Here is a 20,654-nt window from a genome sequence, read left to right on the forward strand (position 1 = left end):
TTGAGCTGAATAAATCCACAGAACCGCAACTACGTGTTCGCAACGCTTTTGGTACAGCTACAATATATTTCTGAAACGCAGACTTTGAAACACGAAACACAATTTCGTAACTTCAGGCACACCAATACCAAACAACCAGACCTATGAAAAATCTGTATCTATATATATCCACGTTTCTCGATTCTCTCCATCCTGAATTTTCCTGTAAAGAAACGAGTCTCACAACATAGACGAAATCTGAATCCTGTTTGTATTTCATCTGCGTAAATCTGCGCACTCTGCGGGAAAACAAATTCGTTCCCGATAGAATACGCAGCCAGGAACCGGCTTTAGGATTTAAATTATAGAGAGAGACTGCTGTGGTATATATACATCAATATCTTTTATTTCATAGACTAAGTTTTCCACGACTGTGGTTGCTCATACTTCTGCTCGCCACCAGCGCGCACGCACAATACACCAACCTGAAATTTGAAAATCTTTCCACAACCGAAGGCCTTTCGAGCAGCACATGCGTGGATATATTTCAGGATCGCGATGGATTTTTATGGTTCGGCACTATAGACGGTTTGAATAAATACGATGGTTACGAATTTACCGTATACCGCTCCGATATAAATGATCCTTTCTCCATCAGCAGCAATCGCATCAATTCAATTACCGAAGACAACCAGGGGCGACTTTGGATTGGCACTGGCAATGGTCTTAACGCGTTTGATAAAAACTCCGAGCGATTCTTCCGGATGAATGCTGATGCCAGTAATCCGAATTCGATCAGTCACAACCTGGTATATGATGCATTGTTTGACGAATCGCAAAATATACTCTGGATTGCAACCAAAGGTGGCGTTAATAAACTGGCGTTGGATAAAGCTGATGTTACGCATCCTCAAAATCTGGTTTTTCAACATTACCTACATAATCGTCAGGATGCTGCTACGATAGATTCCAACGAAGTGACCGGTATATTACGCGATCGCGATAACCGAATCTGGCTCGTAACGCCCGGACGAAATCTGAATTACTACGATGCCGCCCGCGATAAGTTTATGCGTATACCGGTAAGTATAGCAAACCCTGACGAACTCGATCATATACCCAAACAGATTCTCATTGATAACGAAGGTGATTTCTGGATCGGCAACAACCTTTCGAAAATGATTGTGTGGCGGAGAAAGGAGAATACATTTCAGTTAATGTCGCTGGGAAAAACCACCATTCCCATCTTTGATATATACCAGGATAAGCGCGGCATCATCTGGGTAGCAACCGATGGCCACGGACTATATTTTGTCGATAAGAAGAACGGTATAACGGATCATCTTTTACACAATCCGTCCAATCCTTTCTCGATTTCCAATAACCAGCCTTCGCGTATACTCGAAGACAAAAATGGTATCGTCTGGCTGGCGACTTATAATACAGGTGTTAATAAGATTGCGCTGTCCAAATCAGACTTCGGGCATTTCTATCACCAGGAAGGAAATAGTAATAGCCTTAGTCACAAGATCGCGCAGTCCATTATACAGGATAAGAACGGTATGATCTGGATCGGTACCGATGGCGGTGGATTGAATCGCTTTGATGAGAAGAATAATTCTTTCAAACATTTTCGTCATGTACCCGGCAATGGAAAGACTTTAAGCTCTGACAAGATCATCTATATATGCGAAGCACACGATGGTGCACTCTGGATCTGTACATGGGAAGGTGGCCTGTGCAGATTCGATCCGAATACGAATATATTTACAGCCTATAAACACGAAGCAAACAACCCGTTTTCGATAGGACAGAACAGTGTGTGGTGCGCGGTGGAAGACCGGCAGTATCGGATATGGTCGGGAACACAATCGGCAGGGTTGAATGTGTATGATCCTGTCTCGAATAAATTTCGTCAATATACCAGTATACCGGGCGATACAACTACACTTGTAAATACGTTTATTATCTCGTTGTTTATAGATTCGAAGGAGAGACTTTTTATCGGTACAGCTACCGGTTTGTGCATGACGGATCTGAAGACTATAAAAAATCCGTTACCCGATAAATTACAATTCAGGCGTTTCAAAGGCGGGAGTTTATATGGTAATCGGATTAATTCCATTACCGAGGATCGTCAGGGAAATATATGGGTAGGTTCTGACCTGGGATTAAATAAACTCAGTGGCAGTCTTTTGTTGCTTGAGACCTATACAACCAAGGAAGGCTTACCGAATAATCTGATAACCGGTATATGCGAAGATAACCTGGGCAACCTCTGGTTAACCTCGAAGAGTGGCTTGTCAAAACTTGATCCAGCCACACACGTGTTCAAGAACTTTAACACGCACGATGGTTTGCAAGGGATGGAGTTTCAGAGTAAATCCATCGACAAAGCAAAGGACGGTCGTATACTTATCGGTGGTATAAATGGGTTTAATATTTTCGATCCTGCTAAAATTCTGGCAGACTCCACCAAACCGAAAGTGTTAATAACCGGTTTTAAAATTCACAACCGTATTATCAAAGCGTACGATACGCTGAACAAACGGATCATACTGCAGCAGGCGATAGCAAAAACAAAAGAACTCACACTTCGCTACAACGAATCCTATATAGCATTTGATTTCCTGGCGCTGGATTATGACAATCCGGAGAAGAATAAATATGCCTACCGCATGGCCGGCCTCGATGAAGGCTGGAACTATGTAGGCAACAAGCGAAGCGCCACGTATTCTAACCTGGCCGCTGGTGACTATATATTTGAGGTGATGGTATCAGACGATGAAGTATGGGACAATGCTTCGAAGGCAGCGCTTACCATTCACGTTCTGCCCCCACCCTGGAAAACATGGTGGGCCTATACGCTATATATAGCGATTATCGCCATCGCTGTGGTTTTGGGAATGCGTTACTATACGCGGAGAGTACGCGAAGAGAAAGAACATGAACTCGACCAGATGAAGCTGCTGTTCTTTATTAATGTATCGCACGAGTTTCGCACACCGCTTACGCTCATTCTGAATCCCATTGAGAAAATATTGTCATCGCCTGCCAATGCAGAAGAGGTGCAGTCATCGGCACGTATTATTCAGCGAAGTGCGCGCAGGTTGCTGAACCTTGTTAACCAGTTGCTGGATTTCCGGAAGATGGATCTTGGTAAAGCTCCGCTTGAGACTGTACAGGCAGATATAGTGCAATTCAGTAAAGATATATTTCTGTTGTTCAGTGATCTGGCGGCCATGCGCTCGATTGATTTTCATTTCGAAAGCTCCGTAGATACACTCCCCGTATGGTTCGACCCGGATAAGCTGGAGAAGATTATTACCAACCTGTTGTCCAATGCGCTGAAGTTTACGCAGGAGGGGGGCACCGTTGCACTGCAGGTAGAAGTTACCGGCACATCCAAACGAAATGAAGCAGTAGAGCTTCGCGTAAAAGATACCGGTATAGGATTGAAGGAAGATCAACTCAAACATGTCTTTGAACGCTTTTTCCATGTAGACAACTCACGCACGGGAACGGGTATAGGGCTCCACTTTACAAAGAGCCTGGTAGAGTTACACCACGGTGAAATAGGAGTGGAGAGTGAATTTGGCAAGGGAAGTACATTTACTGTACGTCTGCCATTGCACGATAAGCGCAACCGGAACGAACAGAAGAGTATACAGGACAACGCGCTCGCAAACTATATATATGATAACAACGCCATCCGATCTACAGAATATGAATTGGCCATTACGGGTGGCACGAGTAATGACGATGAAACATTGCAACCCGGAACCGAACATAAACCGGTGCTGCTGATTGTTGAAGATAATAAAGAGTTGCGCTGGCACCTCAAGAACGAATTGCGCGAACACTATAAAATACGCGAAGCCGTGAACGGAGCCGATGGTCTTGAAAAAATATTGAAGTATTACCCCGACATTATCATCAGCGATATTATGATGCCGGAGATGGATGGCTTTGAGTTATGCCGCAAAGTAAAAAGTGAGATTGAGACATGCCATATACCGGTAATTCTGTTGACCGCGCGTAGTCTGGAAGAAGATCGCATTGAAGGATACCACACCGGTGCAGACGAATATCTGCCGAAGCCATTCAATATATATGTACTCAAGGCTCGTCTGAAAAATTTACTCGAATCGCGCCAGCGACTCAAAGATAAATTTATGGCCCGGGGCGGCATGGTGCCCGCACGCGAAGTTACCACCAATACACTCGATGAGATCTTCCTGGATAAAGTAACGAAGATCATCCTCGAGAACATCAGCAATCCTGATTTTGCTTTGGACGACCTGTTGAAGAACGTGGGCATAAGCCGCTCGCATTTTTTCAGGAAGATCAGTTCGCTTACCGGGCAAAATCCCAGCAACTTTATCCGCACCGTGCGACTCAAATACGCGGCTGAGTTACTCGTGCAACAGCAGCACTCTATTAAAGAGATAAGTTTTATGGCCGGCTTCAACTCGTCTGCCTACTTCAGCAAAACTTTTCGCGAACTCTTCGGCAAAACTCCGCAACAATACGTGGAGGAGCAGTGTGGTGCTAAATCGTAACAAACGATTTAAAAATTCAATCAATCGATTGAATTTGGTTCATGGTTTATCGTCAATGAGCCATAAGTAATCGCCTGTTTTTCAGTTCATAGGGATCTTTGGAGAAGCGTTACTGCACCTTTCAGGCCTTTCCAATACGAAGGCGGAATTGCTGTAACGAAAACAACCAAACCAAAATTCTAACCTATGAAATCAACATTCGGCAAGCACCCGATACTGTCTCAACAAGGGCAGCGCGTGCGCAACAGTCACGGCCCACCGATGCCCGCCAGCATCATGCTCCGGCATTTCCCCAGTAGTCCAAAGTTTAAAACAAACTGAACCAAGTCTATGAATAGATCATTACTTCTACAAAGAGTATCGGTGTGGACAAGAACGACAGGTTTACTGCTTGTCTTGTTATATATCTCCGGTATCGTGCAAACCGCTGCAGCACAGGACAGACGTATTTCCGGTGTGGTAAAAGATGACTCCGGTCTTCCTATACCCGGTGTAAACATTTTAATGAAAGGTACTTCGCTCGGAACCACCACCGATGGTGAGGGCAAATATATACTTGACGTAAAAGATGCCGATGCCGTGCTGGTATTTTCATTCATCGGCTTCAAGCCGCAGGAAGTGGCCATCGATAATCGCACGGCAATAGATGTAGCATTACAACCCGATGCACAGTCACTGCAGGAAGTTATTGTGGTGGGATATGGCGAACAGAAAAAAGAAACGTTAACCGGTTCAGTCGCCAGCGTGGATTCAAAATTATTTCAGGATCGCGGTGTAGTAGCCAATCCGTTGTCTACACTGCAGGGCCAGGTACCCGGTGTGGTTGTTACCAGGAGTTCCGCTGCACCCGGGCAGGAGGGATGGAATTTCCAGATACGAGGTGCTGCCTCAACAAATGGTGCTGATCCGTTGGTAATTGTAGATGGTATACCGCTCGTAAGTCTCAATGCACTCAACTCCATCAACCCGCAGGACATTGACAATATATCTTTCCTGAAAGATGCATCTGCGGCTATATATGGAGCGCGCGCTGCCGGTGGCGTTGTGCTCATCACCACCAAGAAAGCTAAATCCGGCAAGCCGATCATTCAATACAATGGTTCGGTTTCTCAAAAGCGCATGGGACTTCAGCCTTCCTTCATCAATGGCGATCAATATGGCCAGTATCTTTTGCAGGCTATATCCAATGCGTCCACGGGTGGGGTACCGGACGAAAACTGGATCTGGACAAAATATGCCAGAGCGTGGATCAACCGTCCGGCCAGTGGCTATATCGACAAGAACACACCTGAATACATAGCAGGTGGTGAGACCATTGGTTTCACCGATGTAAAAGACTATACATTCTTTGACACCAATCCCATCGATATATTATGGGGTAACGGTCGCGCGATGTCCAATCAACATGATCTCAGTCTTTCGGCACGCAACGACAATTTAGGATATCGTTTATCCTTCGGATATCTCAATGACGGTAGTATGTTAAAGTGGGGCGAGAACTATAGCAAGCGCTACAACACACGCCTCGCGGTTGACTATACATTTTCACCACGACTGAAAATTGAAACCAATATATCTCTGGAGAAAAATGATGTTGTGATGCCGACACGCCAGGACCAGATCAACTTTGGTTCGCAGCCCGGTTTCCCGGTAGCAACGATCAATGGTAAGCCGTATGCCTGGGGTACACAGCCCGCGCGTAACTGGCTGCTGGAACTTGGCGGAGAAAACAAAACATTCAACAACCGTATTTTCCTCAATACAAAAGTAGAGCTCAACCTGGCGAAAGATCTGAACCTGATCGCACAGGCAGGCTATAACTGGGCGCTTACCGATATGCAGACACAGTATAAATATATATCCGAAATATATAATTATACAGAAACCTACCAGTACCAGGCAAACCCGGCACAGTCGCAGTCATACTATGAACGGGCATCGCTGAAGGATGCGTACGTTAACACCAACGCATACCTGGAGTATAAGAAGACGTTGTTCAACGATCACAACGTGGCGGTAGTAGCTGGTACCAACTACGAACGTGAAGAGCTGGATTACTTCTCAACACGCACAACCTATATGGCCAGCAACGATGTGCCGGCATTAGGACTTGGTCTGGGAGACAACACAACACGCTCCAACAGTGAGACACGTTACCATTGGGCCATCGCGTCTTTCTTCGGTCGTTTGAATTATGCCTACAAGGAAAAATACCTGTTTGAAGCAAACGCGCGCTACGATGGTTCATCCAAGTTCGATCCGGATAACCGGTGGAAATTTTATTCCGGTGTTTCAGCAGGATGGCGTTTGTCTCAGGAGAACTTCATGCAAAACATTTCTTTCCTGGATGAACTCAAGATTCGTGGTTCATGGGGAAGCGTGGGTAACCAGGCAGGCATTGGCTTGTATGACTATATCCAGATGATCGATCTCAACAATACAGGTCCTATACTCGGAGGTTATACATCACGTACCGTTACTGCGTCACCATCGTCAACACTGGTAAGCGAGAATAGAACGTGGGAGAAGATCGAAAGCAAAAATATAGGTATAGATATAGGGGTGCTGAACAACCGCCTCACGGCAACATTCGATTACTTCTGGAAGACGAACAAGAACATGCTGTTACCACAGACCTACCCGGCAGTATTGGGAGCAACAGCACCGACAGCGAATATAGGTGTGCTGAAAGTATGGGGCTGGGAGATGTCGCTGGGATGGAGAGACCGCATCGGAAATGTAGCCTATCATTTGAGTGGTTCACTGACCGATAACAGTAACAAGCTCGTGAACTATGGTGGTGCCAATGTAGTGACTGCGGGTATGCAGACAATCGAGGGCTACGCGCTGAATTCCTATTTCGGAGTAAAGTATAACGGACGTATTCAAACCGACCAACAGGCAGCTGAATATGCTGCGCTGGTACCTGGTAGCAGTATAACCAACATGCCGGGGGCTACACAAATGATAAAAGGTATAAACATGTATCAGGATATAAATGGCGATGGTAAACTCACCAATGCCGGTGCCAATCAATATTTGCTCGGTAAAAAAGATGCCAATGGAAATCCGATTGCCGATGGAGATATAGTATATCTCGGCAGAAGTGACCCGCGCTATGTGTTTGCCATTAACATGGGATTCGAATGGAAGAATTTTGATTTCTCTGCCGTGTTCCAGGGTGTAGGGCAACGCAATATCTATAGACGTTCTGACTGGAGTACGCCATTTGGTACCATTTGGCAAGGACATGCCGACTGGTGGGTAGGGAAGACCTGGACACCGGAAAATCCGAATGCTGAACTTCCTATACTCACAACCGCCACGAACAAAGGCTTTGGTGGTTATGGTGGCTATAATTACCAGATATCCGACTGGTCGCTGCAGAATGGAGCGTACGTTCGCCTGAAAAATATAGTATTGGGCTATACTGTATCGCAGGACCTTACCCGGAAGATCCGCGTTGATAAACTCCGTGTATACGCCGCTGCCAATGATATATGGGAGTGGACGAAGATTAAAGATGCGTGGGACCCTGAGCAAACTGCCTTCGTAACCGGAGGTGCACAGCGATACCCGTTCTATCGCCTGCTGACGTTCGGAGTGAATGCTACATTTTAATTCTAAACAATCAAGAAGATGAAAACGCTATATTCAAAATATATCACCATCCTGATGATTGCTATAGGCATCGGTGTTCCGTTTGGTTGTAACGATGCTTTAGATCTGGAACCGCAGGACCGTGTATCGGATGCCACGTACTGGAACGATGCTACACAATTTAAACTTGCTGCCAACAATTTCTATAATTACCTGCGCACGTTTAACAATGGAAACGGTGATGGACACAATGGAAGTGATCTGGGTGCAGACCGCGGTGTATTTGCCCGCGGTACCAACACGATTGTGTCTAACGATGATAACTATAACAATGCTTACCGCTGGATCAGGAATATAAATTACCTGCTGGCGAAAGCACTGGAGTTTAAAGATCCGGATGCCATTAAAGTATATGTGGCAGAAGCGAAGTTTTTCAGAGCCTATGTTTACTTTGACAAACTGCTGACTTCATACGGAGGTGTAATTCTGATCAGAGATGTTCTGTCGACCGATTCACCTGAATTGACGGCAGCCCGCAGCACACGCGATGAGACGATTGATTTTATTATACAGGATCTCGAAGAAGCTATACCCGATCTTCCGGATGAGAGCGCGATAGCCGCAGGTGACAAAGGCCGCGTGAGCAAGCAGGCAGCACAGGCATTTTTAGGGCGCATTTGTCTCTACGAAGGAACCTGGCAGAAGTATAGAAGCGGCAATGCAACCCGCTATAACACGCTGCTCGATAAAGCCATCAGCAACAGCGATGCGGTTATAACGGCCGGGATACACGCACTGTTCAAACCGGTAAACCTGGGCGACTCGGCACTGAAATATATGTTCATACTGGAGAACCAGAAGTCGAACCCGGCAGGTATAACAAAATCTGCAAACCAGGAGTATATATTGGCGGTTCGCTATGAATCCAACAACCTGCTGAAGACTATACCGAACCAGATTTCATTCGGAGCACTGGGTGCAGATATGAGTCGCAAGATGGCCGATCTGTATTTGTGCAGCGATGGTTTGCCGATAGAGAAAACATCGGTAGCTTTTAGTCGCGCGACACTTAAATCTGAATATCAGAATCGTGATAATCGCATGCGCTACTATATGATGGTACCCGGTTATCCGTATTGGCAGAATGCTACGAACTGGCACATCAACTGGGATTGGAGTACAGCCGATCTCGCGAACGCACGTCCACCGCATAACCCGTGGAGCAACGATATTACCGGCTACAACAACCAGCAGTGGGCGGCCGAGCGGCAAGTACCCAACTCACAGGAAGGCTATGACTATCCGGTGATTCGCCTGGCAGAAGTATACCTTAACTATGCCGAAGCCCTATACGAACGCAACGATGTGATCAGCGATGCAGACCTGGACAAGTCACTGAACAAAGTACGCAACCGTGTAAACGCTTCCATGCCTAAACTCAGCAATGCCTTTGTATCCGACAACGGACTGGATATGCGCGAAGAGATCAGGCGGGAGCGGGCAATTGAATTGCAGGGCGAAGGCTTCCGCATGGACGATCTGAAACGGTGGTACATAGCACACATCGAGCTGGTAAAACCTTTACTGGGCGTACGCTGGAAGGGCACCGAGTTCGAAACGAAATATACCAATGCACCAACCCTCACAGCCGATGGCGATGTACTCGCAGACCCGGTAACAGAACGTAAATTTTCAGAAAAGAATTACCTCATACCCATTCCAACCAACCAGATTCAGCTCAATACAAACCTGAAGCAGAATCCGGGGTGGGAGTAATCCAACTTTAAAAATTCTCCGGTGCGCAGTTGCACCGGAGAACTTTTATAGCGTGATACAGGGAGCGTAACGCTATAGAAATTCAGCGAATGAATCATAATTGATAGTCTTTGAGTCATAATTATCCTCCCGATCTAACCTGCTTTCAGAATTTTGAAATGGCTTTAATCAATGCCAACGTAATGGCTACATGTTTCGATAACAAGATGACGCAGCTTCTATATTTACTATCAAGACTAACCAGTGTCTTCATTTTTATTTTAGTGATGGGGATGGGACAATGTGGTTTTGCCCAGGACGCAGCAGCAATCCGAACAGTATCTTCTCCGGATGGAAACCTGCATCTTGATTTCTGGCACACCGGCAAAAGCGGTAATAAGAAAATGTACTACCGGGTATCCTATAAGAGCAAACCGGTAATACTCGAATCTCAACTGAATATAAAACTCGATAACCATTTGTCGCAGCTTGCGCTGGCATTAAAGACCGATGCCGGAAGTTGGAGTGACGATATGGTGCTGGAGAAAGCAACCGAGTCTTCAAACGATATAACGTGGAATCCGCTATATGGAGAAAGAAGCGCGATAAGAGACCACTACAAAGAACTGACCCTTCACTTTTACAAGGAGAGCGATCCGCGCTATAAAATGAACCTGGTCTTGCGGGCGTATAACCAGGGCGTTGCATTCCGTTATTATTTCCCGGATAATCCCACCGGTGTATACTATCGCATTACTTCGGAAGAAACAGAATTTACTTTTCCTGCCAATACCACAGCGTGGTATGAGCAGTGGGCACAAGGCCCTTTGAAAGCCATGGCGTTAAAAGACTGGCCAGATGAAAGTGAGCGGCCGTTAACGCTGCAGTTGCCGGGGGGTATATATACTTCACTCGCAGAGGCGGCCATGGTAAATTATGTGCGTACAAAATTTACCCTGAAGGACAAACCGAACACAATCGCTACGGCCATGTATGAACCAGTTGATATGGTGCCATACTTTTACACACCGTGGCGTGTAATTATCGTGGCTGAAAAACCGGGCGACCTGATTGAAAATAATTTCCTGTTGCTGAATCTGAATCCGCCGTCTCAAGTTAAACACACCGGGTGGATCAAACCCGGAAAGATCATTCGCGAGATGACGCTTACCAACGAAGGTGCAAAAGCCTGCATTGATTTTGCCGCGGCTCACAACCTGCACTATATACTCTTCGACTGGAAATGGTATGGCCCTGCATTTACGTTCGATTCGGATGCACGCAAAGTAGCCATCGATCTCGACCTGGAAAATATTATTGCGTATGGAAATGAAAAAGGCATCGGTATATGGTTGTATGTAAATCAACAGGCGCTGGTAAAGCAAGATCATGAATTATTCCCCCTCTATAAAAGCTGGGGCGTTAAAGGTGTAAAGTATGGATTTGTTCAGGTAGGTTCGCACCGTTGGACAACGTGGTTGCACGAGTCTGTGCAGCGCGCTGCCGATAACCAGCTGATGGTAAATATACACGATGAGTTTCGCACGACCGGGGAGCAACGTACATTCCCCAATATACTCACAGCAGAAGGTATACGCGGCAACGAAGAAATGCCAGATGCAACGCACAATACGATACTGCCATTTACCCGCGGCATAGCAGGTGCAGGCGACTATACCATTTGCTATTATACAGATCGCATCAAGACAACGCATGCGCACCAGCTTGCGCTGGGTGTTGTAAATTATAGTCCGCTGCAAACCTTGTTCTGGTATGATAAACCTTCTGATTATACCGGTGAGCCGGAAGTGGAATTCTTTGAGAAGCTGCCGGTAACGTGGGATGAAACTCGCATATTACAGGGAGAAATAGGCGAGTATATTATCACGGCCCGAAGAAGTGGATCAGAATGGTTCATCGGGGGCATCACCAATAATCAGGCGCGTGAAGTCTCCATACCACTGAATTTTCTGACGGGTAATCAAAAATTTATAACCCATATATATACGGATGACGAGACCGTAAAAACCAAGACGCATGTGCGTACCGAGCAGCGCAAGGTAAAGCCGGGAGAAGTAGTAACCGTTAAACTGAAACCCTCCGGTGGTATAGCGTTTTGGATACATCCGGAGGCAGGTAAGACAAGCGGTAAAGATTCAGCCGGTAAATAAAGAATGATAAAGCGTGTAGTATGAGACGTGTGTGTTGGAATAAGGTAAGAACAATAGGAGTATATGCAAGTATATTTCTGGTGTTCATTACATGCGCATCAAAACCATCTGTTTCGCATAGCGATGAATATTCCACCTATAATTTTGGTGCCGTGGACGGCAAAATACAAAACTGGATAGACAGTGGCTATTACGATGGAGCATCGATACAGATTGTAAAAGACCGGCAGACGATTCACGAAAAATACTTCGGAAGCTATACTTCACAAACACAGGTATATATAGCATCGGCAGGCAAGTGGCTGGCGGCTGCAACCATCGGAGCTGTGGTGGATGAGCACAAACTTTCCTGGAATGATAAGGTTGTGAAATGGCTCCCCGAATTTAAGGATATAAAAGGACAGGCTACACTACAGCAATTACTCTCGCACACGGCAGGCTATCCCGATTATCAACCTGCAACCGAACATCGTGACGACTATCAGTCTCTGGAAGAAGCGGTGCGACACATTGTAAACCTGCCGGCAGATACAACACCCGGTACTATATTTCGATATGGAGGGCTGGCCATGCAGGTGGCCGGTCGTATGGCCGAAGTTGCTACCGGTAAAAGTTGGGAAGCCATCTTCCAGGAGAAAATAGCCATACCGTTGCAAATGAACAATACACATTTTACACCGGTAGATACAACAGGCGGTCATAACCCCATGATTGGTGGCGGAGCGCGCTGCACACTTCATGATTATATGAATTTCCTGGAAATGATTGCCGGTGAAGGAGTATATAAAGGAAAACGTATCCTCTCCGAAGAAACAATTGCCATGTTGCAAGCTGATCATGTGACGAGTGCGCATGTTCCTTCTGATCAATATGTGGAACATGCTCGAAACGCCAAACATACTGGTATATATGGACTGGGCGAATGGCGGGAACAAGTGAACGACCGGGGTGAAGCTATACTCATCAGCAGCCCGGGGTGGGCAGGTGCTTACCCGTGGATTGATAAAGAAAACCAGGTATACGGGTTCTTTCTTGCGCATGTAAATGTTGAACGGGCAAATCGCGATAAGTTTTCTTCTTTTTATACGAGTCCGATGTTGCCAATGATGGTACGGGACATTCTTGCTGTGCGCTAGGAAATTGAACCGTTAATCTATAGTGGATACGTGAAAATGAAAGTAGTGAAGTATTTATTTTGGACAAGTATATTTCTCGGACCAACAGCTTCGAAGGCACAGGAGCTGATAACCTATCCTGCTCCTAAAGCAGTTATATATTCCATGCACAGTGATGATTATACTGTGCGCGTTCGTAAGCCGGATGGCACGTGGCAGGATTTGTTTGAGTATAAAGTAAAGGTAGATATGGATCGTGTGCAGGATGCTTCCATGGTATATTTTGATTTTTCAGGAAGCGTTGAAGTGTCGGTACGCAGGAATAACGGTAATGTCCAATCCGTACGCGTACGTCCTGCCATCCATGGAATAACGCCTGTACAGAATGGAAATGTGATCAACTTCACCCTAACAAAGCCGGGAAAATTCTCGGTGGAGTTTGATGGTGATAAACTTCACAACCTGCATGTGTTTGCTAATCCGTTAGAGACGAACCGCCCCGATGCTGGTGATAGCCACGTTATCTACTTTGGTCCAGGTCTTCATACTCCGCCTGAGAACAGCAATGGTACATTCAAAGTCTCCAAAGGAAAAACAGTATATATAGCCGGTGGTGCGGTTGTAAGAGGAAAAATATTGTGCGACAGCGTTGAGAATGTTCGCATCCTGGGGCGTGGTATTGTCGATCAGCCGTCACGGGGCGTTGAGATTACACATAGTAAAAATGTTGCCGTAGAGGGCATCATCTTCATCAACCCTAAACATTATACTATATATGGAGGCGCTTCAAAGGATCTTACCTTCCGGAATATAAAATCATTCAGTTGTAACGGATGGAGTGATGGTATCGATCTGATGAGCTGCTCGGATGTTGTCATAGACGATGTCTTTATGCGCAACTCCGATGATTGCATTGCTATCTACGGACATCGGTGGGATTTTTATGGTAGCGCGCGAAACATCTCCATTACCAATTCAACGCTTTGGGCAGATATAGCGCATCCGTCCAACATTGGCATACATGGCAATACAAACACAGTCGGAGATACGATTGAAAACATTACGTTCAAAAATATAGATATACTCGAGCAGGATGAAGACGATCCGGAGTATCAGGGTTGTATGGCCATCAATGCCGGAGACTTTAACCTTGTACGCAACGTGCGCTATGAAAACATACGCATTGATGATTTTGAAGAAGGCCAGTTGCTAAACCTGCGCATCGTTTACAACAAGCAGTATAATACCGGTCCCGGGCGCGGCATCGAAAATATTTACTTTAAAGATATATACTATGCCGGGTTGAATCAGTTTACATCCCACATTGCCGGATTGGACAAAGAGCACAACGTAAAAGGTGTTACGTTCGAAAACCTGCGCATCAACGGTAAGCTTATGCTGGATGCAGCGTCTGCCAATATAGAAGCGGGAAACTTTGCCGGGCAAATCATATTCAAAAAGTAGAAACGATATCTGTAGATACGATGATAACGATCGATAGGGTAGCGAAGAAATATATAGCATCTGTGGTAATGATGCTTCTATTCACCATGAGTGCCTCAGCACAAAGCGGACTGGTGGATATGCTGGTAGCCGGAGAGCCTGTCTCGGAGAGGCAGCACAACGTACAGGGTATCCGAAGTGAAATTAAGCAAGACGCTTTACAGGAACCTAGTCGCATTCTGCTGGCTCCGGAGACAGCAAGTTGGGAAGGGGGAAAGCTTTCTTTTACAATGAAAGTTGATCCTGAAAAAGAAAACTATTTTACGGCACGATTCTGGGGATCGGAAGCAAATCCGAATACGCTGGTACTTTTTTGCGAAGGAAAACAGATCGGCTATCATCACCTCGGTGACTATGATATACTATACCTTGGCGATGAAGCACCTGCGTACAACGATCGTTTTTTCTACAACACAACACCCTTGCCGTTAGCGCTTACAAAGGGTAGAACAGAACTACATTTTGAAATTCGTAGTCGCGGTCCTGCCTGGCGCTATGGACAAAGCTTCGAGCAATATCAGAAAAATATGATAAAGCCTTCGTGCGGTATCTATCGACTCTATACGCATACCCAAAGTTGTTTTGTTCCGTCACCTCAGGAGAAGCAAGGTATAGTGCCCGATGGAAACACAATACGCAAAAGTCCCGGTTCAGAAGTGCTTCTTAAAGTAAAAGAGCGTGTTAATCTAGCGCTGGAAGCATTGATGCATACAGCCCAACCGTTGTCTCAGCAGGAAATGTTTTTCATGGCAAAGGCGTGGCATGTTCGCTGGACGGTCGCTTATCGTGCAGCCACGATACCTTCGCAGATCGCCAAGTCTATCGATGCATTCTATTGGAACCAGAAACGCAATCCCAAACTTGTAACGTACGATCCGCAGCAATACAATCCCGACTGGTTCGGTTTTGGAACGATCGGTAATGCTATACTCTTGCTGGAAAATGAATTTACACCCTTTTTGAAAGAAACAGTAACGGATAGTACGGGCTACACTGTAAACAGAAAACAGGCGTGGGCTGAGTTGATGTTGGCGAGTCGTGAATACTTGCGAACACACAGGCGCCAGTATACCAACCAGTCGATGATCATTGATATGAATATATACCTGAGCAACAAGGCGCTGGCAATACTGGCTCCGGAGAAAGCTTTCTCCGAACGGGAAGCGCTCCGGTATATATATGAAGCCGTGGGATTGCAGCCCTGGCTCGGAAGCGATACAGACCACGGTCCCGAGAAACCATTGGGAGAAAACTACTTCCAATTGACTGATAAAGGCCTTACGAAAGAGTTAGGGTATGTTGGATACTATGGAGAAGTGTTAGACTGGGTAACGCAAATATATACTGCCACCTGTCGGCCGCTTGACCCTTCCTCCGGTGACAAGAGGATACGAGAGCAGCTCGTGAAAATGGCCAATGCCCGTGTCGTGTTCCGCTATCCCACGGTAGATGCAGAAGGCTATAAAGCCATGCGGATCGAAACGATTACCGGCTGGCGGGACACGCATTATCCCGGTGATGTAACCTATACGGAGCGGCAGGGTTGGGACGCTTCTCCGTTTCTTTCAGTAGTCACTACGTTGGACAATCAGTCGGTTGGCTATGCACAACAGATGCTGGAAGAAAACCAGTTCTTTAAAACGGTTGAAGATAAAATGGCAACGAGTACAAACCTGCGTGTTACACAAAGTCTCTTGCCAATTCCCGATCAATACGAAACTATAAAATCACAACCACCGCGTAAATATAGGTTGCCGATGTACGCGAGTGAGCCTGACGGTATATGGTCGGATGAAGAGGATGGTGTAGTTGCTGTGAAACAGGGCGAAGATATACTGTATGTGTCTTTGTATTGGCGTGCGCGGCACGCAGTGAACTACCTGGCGCGTATCCATTATATAACACCCGGTTACGATCGTGTTGCCGTGGTGCGCCAGCATTGTGAATTTATACCCAGTGGACTGCAATATACTCGTCCTGATCATATCGACTTTGGTTTCGGTAACGGCGGACATCAGTATCCGGGAGATTTACATTCGGCACATGCAGGAGAGAATTTACCGATAGCCAAGATTCCGGCTGGTATAGCCTACAACGCTGGCGATGAGAACAGCTATGCCGGTAAAGCCGACTTTTATGTGTTGGTATATGGCCCATACCTCATTGCCATGAACACCACACGCGATCGAACCTATACACTTTCCATACCAGGTAACTTTAGCAATGCGCGTGACCTGTCATCCGGAAAGACGATAGGGTCTATACGATCTATACCGGTTTCATCACGCAAAACAATTGTATTATATAAAAAGACAACAGCAGGTAATCCCTGATATAGCATGATGAGTTTTATAAAATATTTTGAAGATATATCTAAAGTAGTGCGTGGCATGATGCTGGCTATGGCGTTTGTGTCAGGTATACTATATCCGGCCGTTTCGCAGAGTAATGGCGATGGAAAGCGACCGGGTTTATTTTTTACATCGGAACGCGTACAACATCTCCAGCAACAAATAAAGCGCGATACGGCAATGGCCCGTGCATGGAGCGACATGAAAGACAAAGCCGATCGCGCAATAGCAGAAGGAAAGAATGCGAGTATCGAAGGATTGAGTCTCGCGTGGTGTATGACGCGCGATAAAAAATATGCCGAAGCCGCGAAGAGTCAGCTGTTACAACTGATCAGTCGAAAGCAATGGGATGGTATGGACGATCGTACTCCCCGATGGAACTCCGGGTTGAATACAGCACATACTTGTTTTGCAACATCCCTCGCTTACGACTGCATCTATGATAACCTGCAAAAAGATGAGCGAGGAAAGATTGCTGAGGGGATTGTAAAGCTTGGTATAAAACCTTTGCTGGAAGACTGGCTCTCGGAAGATAAACGAATTCACTCGCTGAATTCCATGGGACATAACTGGTGGAGTGCCTGTGCGTATATGGCAGGCGTTGCGTCCATCGCGGTACGAAACGAGGTGCCGGAAGCTTCTACGTGGGCACGAGACATTATGGAGGCCAGTAAGGAGTGGTTCGCTTTTGACGGAAGTATACTCGAGAACAAGCCCGCTAATTTTGACGCGGCCGGAGGATTTTACGAAAGCATCAGCTATGCCGATTTCGGATTGTCTGAATATCTCTATTTCCGCATAGCCTACACAAATGCATTTGGGACAGTCGCTATGCCGTACGATGCTATGCTGGAAAAAACTGCCGACTGGTTTATCAACGGAAGTTATCCGAACACGAACCGGCTCATGTCGCTGAACTTCGGTGATTCAAATCCGTTTGCCAACGGTATCAAACCTGTTAAGCTTTTGCTCGCGCTCGGTTTTCGTAAAGACCGCTATTTCTGGTATCTGCAGCAAACCAGGAACAGTACATTCCGTGATATATACTCACCGGTTGGCCTGGTGTTTGAACCGGAGTATCCGGTAAAGATCAGCTCCCCCGACTTGCCGCCATCTGCTATATATAGCGATATGGGGTGGGCGATGCTGCGTTCATCATGGCACAAAAATGAGACATTACTGGGTGTCAAGTGTGGCTATACATGGAATCATGCGCATGCGGATGCAGGTTCCTTCGTGCTCTATCACAAAGGAAAGAACCTGTTGATCGATGGTGGCGATGTGAATTACGGTCTGCCGGAATATAGCAGTTACTTTGTGCGAAGTGAAGCTCATAACGTTATACTTTTTAATGGTAAAGCACAGGAAGCGCAGGATCAATACCATGCTGTTAAAAACCCAGGGCATCTTTATAACCTGATGGATGCAGGTGATCTCAAATATATATTGGCTGATGCAACGGGGCCTACATCGCATTTCTTTCTGCGCAACTATCGTAATTTTCTCTGGATCGGAAATGTGATTCTGGTGATTGATGATGTGAAGACATACGAGGCGGGTAAATTGGAATGGCTGCTGCATGGCGATAAAGAGATGAGGAAGAAAGGTCCTGACCTGGAAGTGATTGATGATTCTGCGGCCGTGCTGGTACGCCCGTTATTTCCCGAGACACTACCCATGGGCTATGCGCACGATTTTCCGGAGAAGATGCGGCTCGAAGAACGTACGGGTATAAAGGATCGTGACGCCAGCAAGAAGATTAACTACTATGCTATAATTCCGCCTGAACCGACACGCCAGACTAAATTTATTACCGCTATTCTTTTACTGGACGATGCCAATAAGAAAGTAGAAACTTTTACAGGCTCATCTGGAGCAAGTGGTGCATCGGGCAGAAGTAATCTCCCCGTGATTGAAAAGCTGGAAGGAAAAGATATGATCGGTGTAAAAATCACGCAACAAGGTACGGTAACCTATATATATGTGAACCTGCTGGCTGATGGACGGTTGATGCATCGTAACAGTATAAATACAATGGATGGCTGGGAAACGGATGCGTACCTGATGGCGGTGACCTATCCGGAGAAAAAAGAGAGTAATGAACCTTCACGTTACTTTATTGCAAATGGAAGTTATCTGCGGAAGAACAACGAGGTTATACTGCATTCACTCTCCAAAGTGTTTCTATGTGCTGAAAAGAAGGATAACCGGATGAATGTTCTGCTTCAGGGGCAACCGCTCATCCGCGTAAAGCTTAAAGCCGTTACGAAACCGGCTGTACTAACGGTTAACAACACATCGGTGCAGTCGGTATATACGCAAGGACATCTACGAATAGAAATAGACCATACGCGGAAGCCGGAGAAAAAATGAAAGTATATATAATGTGTTTTATGAAGTATAAATTTTGGATACGTGCAGTTGCTATCGGGATGATTGTAACGTTGGCGCAATGTGAAAAAACTGCCTCGGATGATGTGAAGACTTCGCTTACCTACTGCGCGGAGCAGGCAAGTAAAACGCTGGTAAATATTCCGCACAACGGAGTGATGCCCCGCAATATTGACAGCCGTGAAACAAACTGGCGCTATGTACCGGTAGAGGATTGGACAAGTGGTTTCTGGCCGGGCATTCTCTGGTATATATATGAAGCTACCGGTGACGCAAAATGGAAAACAGAAGCGGATAAATATACCCGTATGCTGACGCCTTTGTCGCAGCAGCCGGCACATGATCATGATTTGGGCTTCCAGATATTTTCAAGTTTCGGGAATGGATATCGCCTGACGCACGACAGTACCTATCGGGAGGTAATTCTGCGTACAGCCGATACGTTGGCAACATTGTATAACCCGAAGGCAGGCACTATACTTTCATGGCCGGGTATGGTAAGAGAAAAAGGCTGGCCGCACAATACGATCATCGATAACATGATCAACCTGGAGTTGCTATTCTGGGCAAGCCGGGAAGGAGGGAATAAAGCATTGTATGATATAGCAGTGCACCATGCGGAAACAACGATGAAGAATCATTTTCGCCCCGACTATACTTCGTACCACGTAGTGCTATACGATACGTTGACGGGTGCCAAAATAAAAGGCATTACGCACCAGGGGCTTGCCGATGAAAGCACATGGGCTCGCGGGCAGGCATGGGCTATTTATGGATTCACCATGGTATACCGTGAGACGAAAGATACACGCTTCCTGGATTTCGCACAGAAAGTAGCGGATGTATACCTGAAGGATTTACCGGACGACTATATTCCATACTGGGACTTCCACGCGGTAAATATAGCAGACGCTCCACGCGATGCTTCTGCGGCAGCCATTACAGCTTCGGCCTTGTTTGAGTTATCCGGATATGTACCCGCTGATAAAGGAGAGTATTACCGGAAGATGGCCGATGGTATGTTGCACACGTTGTCGTCAGATAAGTACCAAAGCCGCCAGCAAAATTCTTCGTTCCTGTTGCACTCTACAGGACATAAACCCAACGGCACCGAGATCGATGCGTCCATCATTTACGCGGATTATTATTACCTGGAAGCTTTGCTGCGAAAACAAAAAGGACAGAAGCGGAGTGATGCCTGATGATACATATATAGCATACCGCTAT

At 46.2% G+C, this 20,654-nt stretch carries 10 protein-coding genes; all 10 read left to right on the forward strand.

The window, feature by feature from the left end; all coding sequences use genetic code 11:
- The first annotated feature begins 416 nt into the window (after positions 1-416).
- The 10 genes from ACFQ21_RS17380 to ACFQ21_RS17425 all read left to right on the forward strand — a co-directional run bounded on the left by ACFQ21_RS17380 (position 417) and on the right by ACFQ21_RS17425 (position 20,629).
- Positions 417-4,541 carry a hybrid sensor histidine kinase/response regulator transcription factor gene (locus tag ACFQ21_RS17380; protein ID WP_377580552.1) on the forward strand — a complete coding sequence of 1,375 codons (4,125 nt, stop codon included), beginning with the start codon at positions 417-419 and terminating at the stop codon, positions 4,539-4,541.
- A 186-nt stretch (positions 4,542-4,727) separates the two neighbouring features.
- Entirely contained in the window at positions 4,728-4,862 is a 135-nt protein-coding gene (locus ACFQ21_RS17385) for a hypothetical protein (protein ID WP_377580553.1), read from the forward strand.
- 9 nt (positions 4,863-4,871) lie between these two features.
- Positions 4,872-8,162: a SusC/RagA family TonB-linked outer membrane protein gene (locus ACFQ21_RS17390; RefSeq protein ID WP_377580554.1), complete on the forward strand. Its 3,291-nt coding sequence runs from the start codon at positions 4,872-4,874 to the stop codon at positions 8,160-8,162.
- 18 nt (positions 8,163-8,180) lie between these two features.
- Positions 8,181-9,917 carry a RagB/SusD family nutrient uptake outer membrane protein gene (locus ACFQ21_RS17395; RefSeq protein ID WP_377580555.1) on the forward strand — a complete coding sequence of 579 codons (1,737 nt, stop codon included), beginning with the start codon at positions 8,181-8,183 and terminating at the stop codon, positions 9,915-9,917.
- A 158-nt stretch (positions 9,918-10,075) separates the two neighbouring features.
- Complete coding sequence (locus tag ACFQ21_RS17400) at positions 10,076-12,067, forward strand: glycoside hydrolase family 97 protein (protein ID WP_377580556.1); 1,992 nt, start codon at positions 10,076-10,078, stop codon at positions 12,065-12,067.
- A gap of 20 nt (positions 12,068-12,087) precedes the next feature.
- A complete protein-coding gene (locus ACFQ21_RS17405; protein ID WP_377580557.1) occupies positions 12,088-13,203 on the forward strand; it encodes a serine hydrolase domain-containing protein in 1,116 nt (371 codons plus the stop codon).
- Positions 13,204-13,248: 45 nt separating this feature from the next.
- Entirely contained in the window at positions 13,249-14,646 is a 1,398-nt protein-coding gene (locus ACFQ21_RS17410) for a glycosyl hydrolase family 28 protein (RefSeq protein WP_377580558.1), read from the forward strand.
- A 20-nt stretch (positions 14,647-14,666) separates the two neighbouring features.
- Positions 14,667-17,018 (forward strand): hypothetical protein, encoded by a 2,352-nt coding sequence (locus ACFQ21_RS17415; protein WP_377580559.1) that lies wholly within the window; start codon positions 14,667-14,669, stop codon positions 17,016-17,018.
- A 6-nt stretch (positions 17,019-17,024) separates the two neighbouring features.
- Positions 17,025-19,409, forward strand: coding sequence for a heparinase II/III domain-containing protein (locus ACFQ21_RS17420; RefSeq protein WP_377580560.1), 2,385 nt, complete (start codon positions 17,025-17,027; stop codon positions 19,407-19,409).
- 20 nt (positions 19,410-19,429) lie between these two features.
- Positions 19,430-20,629, forward strand: a complete 1,200-nt coding sequence (locus ACFQ21_RS17425) for a glycoside hydrolase family 88 protein (protein WP_377580561.1) — start codon at positions 19,430-19,432, stop codon at positions 20,627-20,629.
- The last annotated feature ends 25 nt before the right edge of the window (positions 20,630-20,654 follow it).

The sequence above is a fragment of the Ohtaekwangia kribbensis genome (assembly GCF_042676245.1).
In the GTDB taxonomy this organism is placed as follows: domain Bacteria; phylum Bacteroidota; class Bacteroidia; order Cytophagales; family Cyclobacteriaceae; genus Ohtaekwangia; species Ohtaekwangia kribbensis.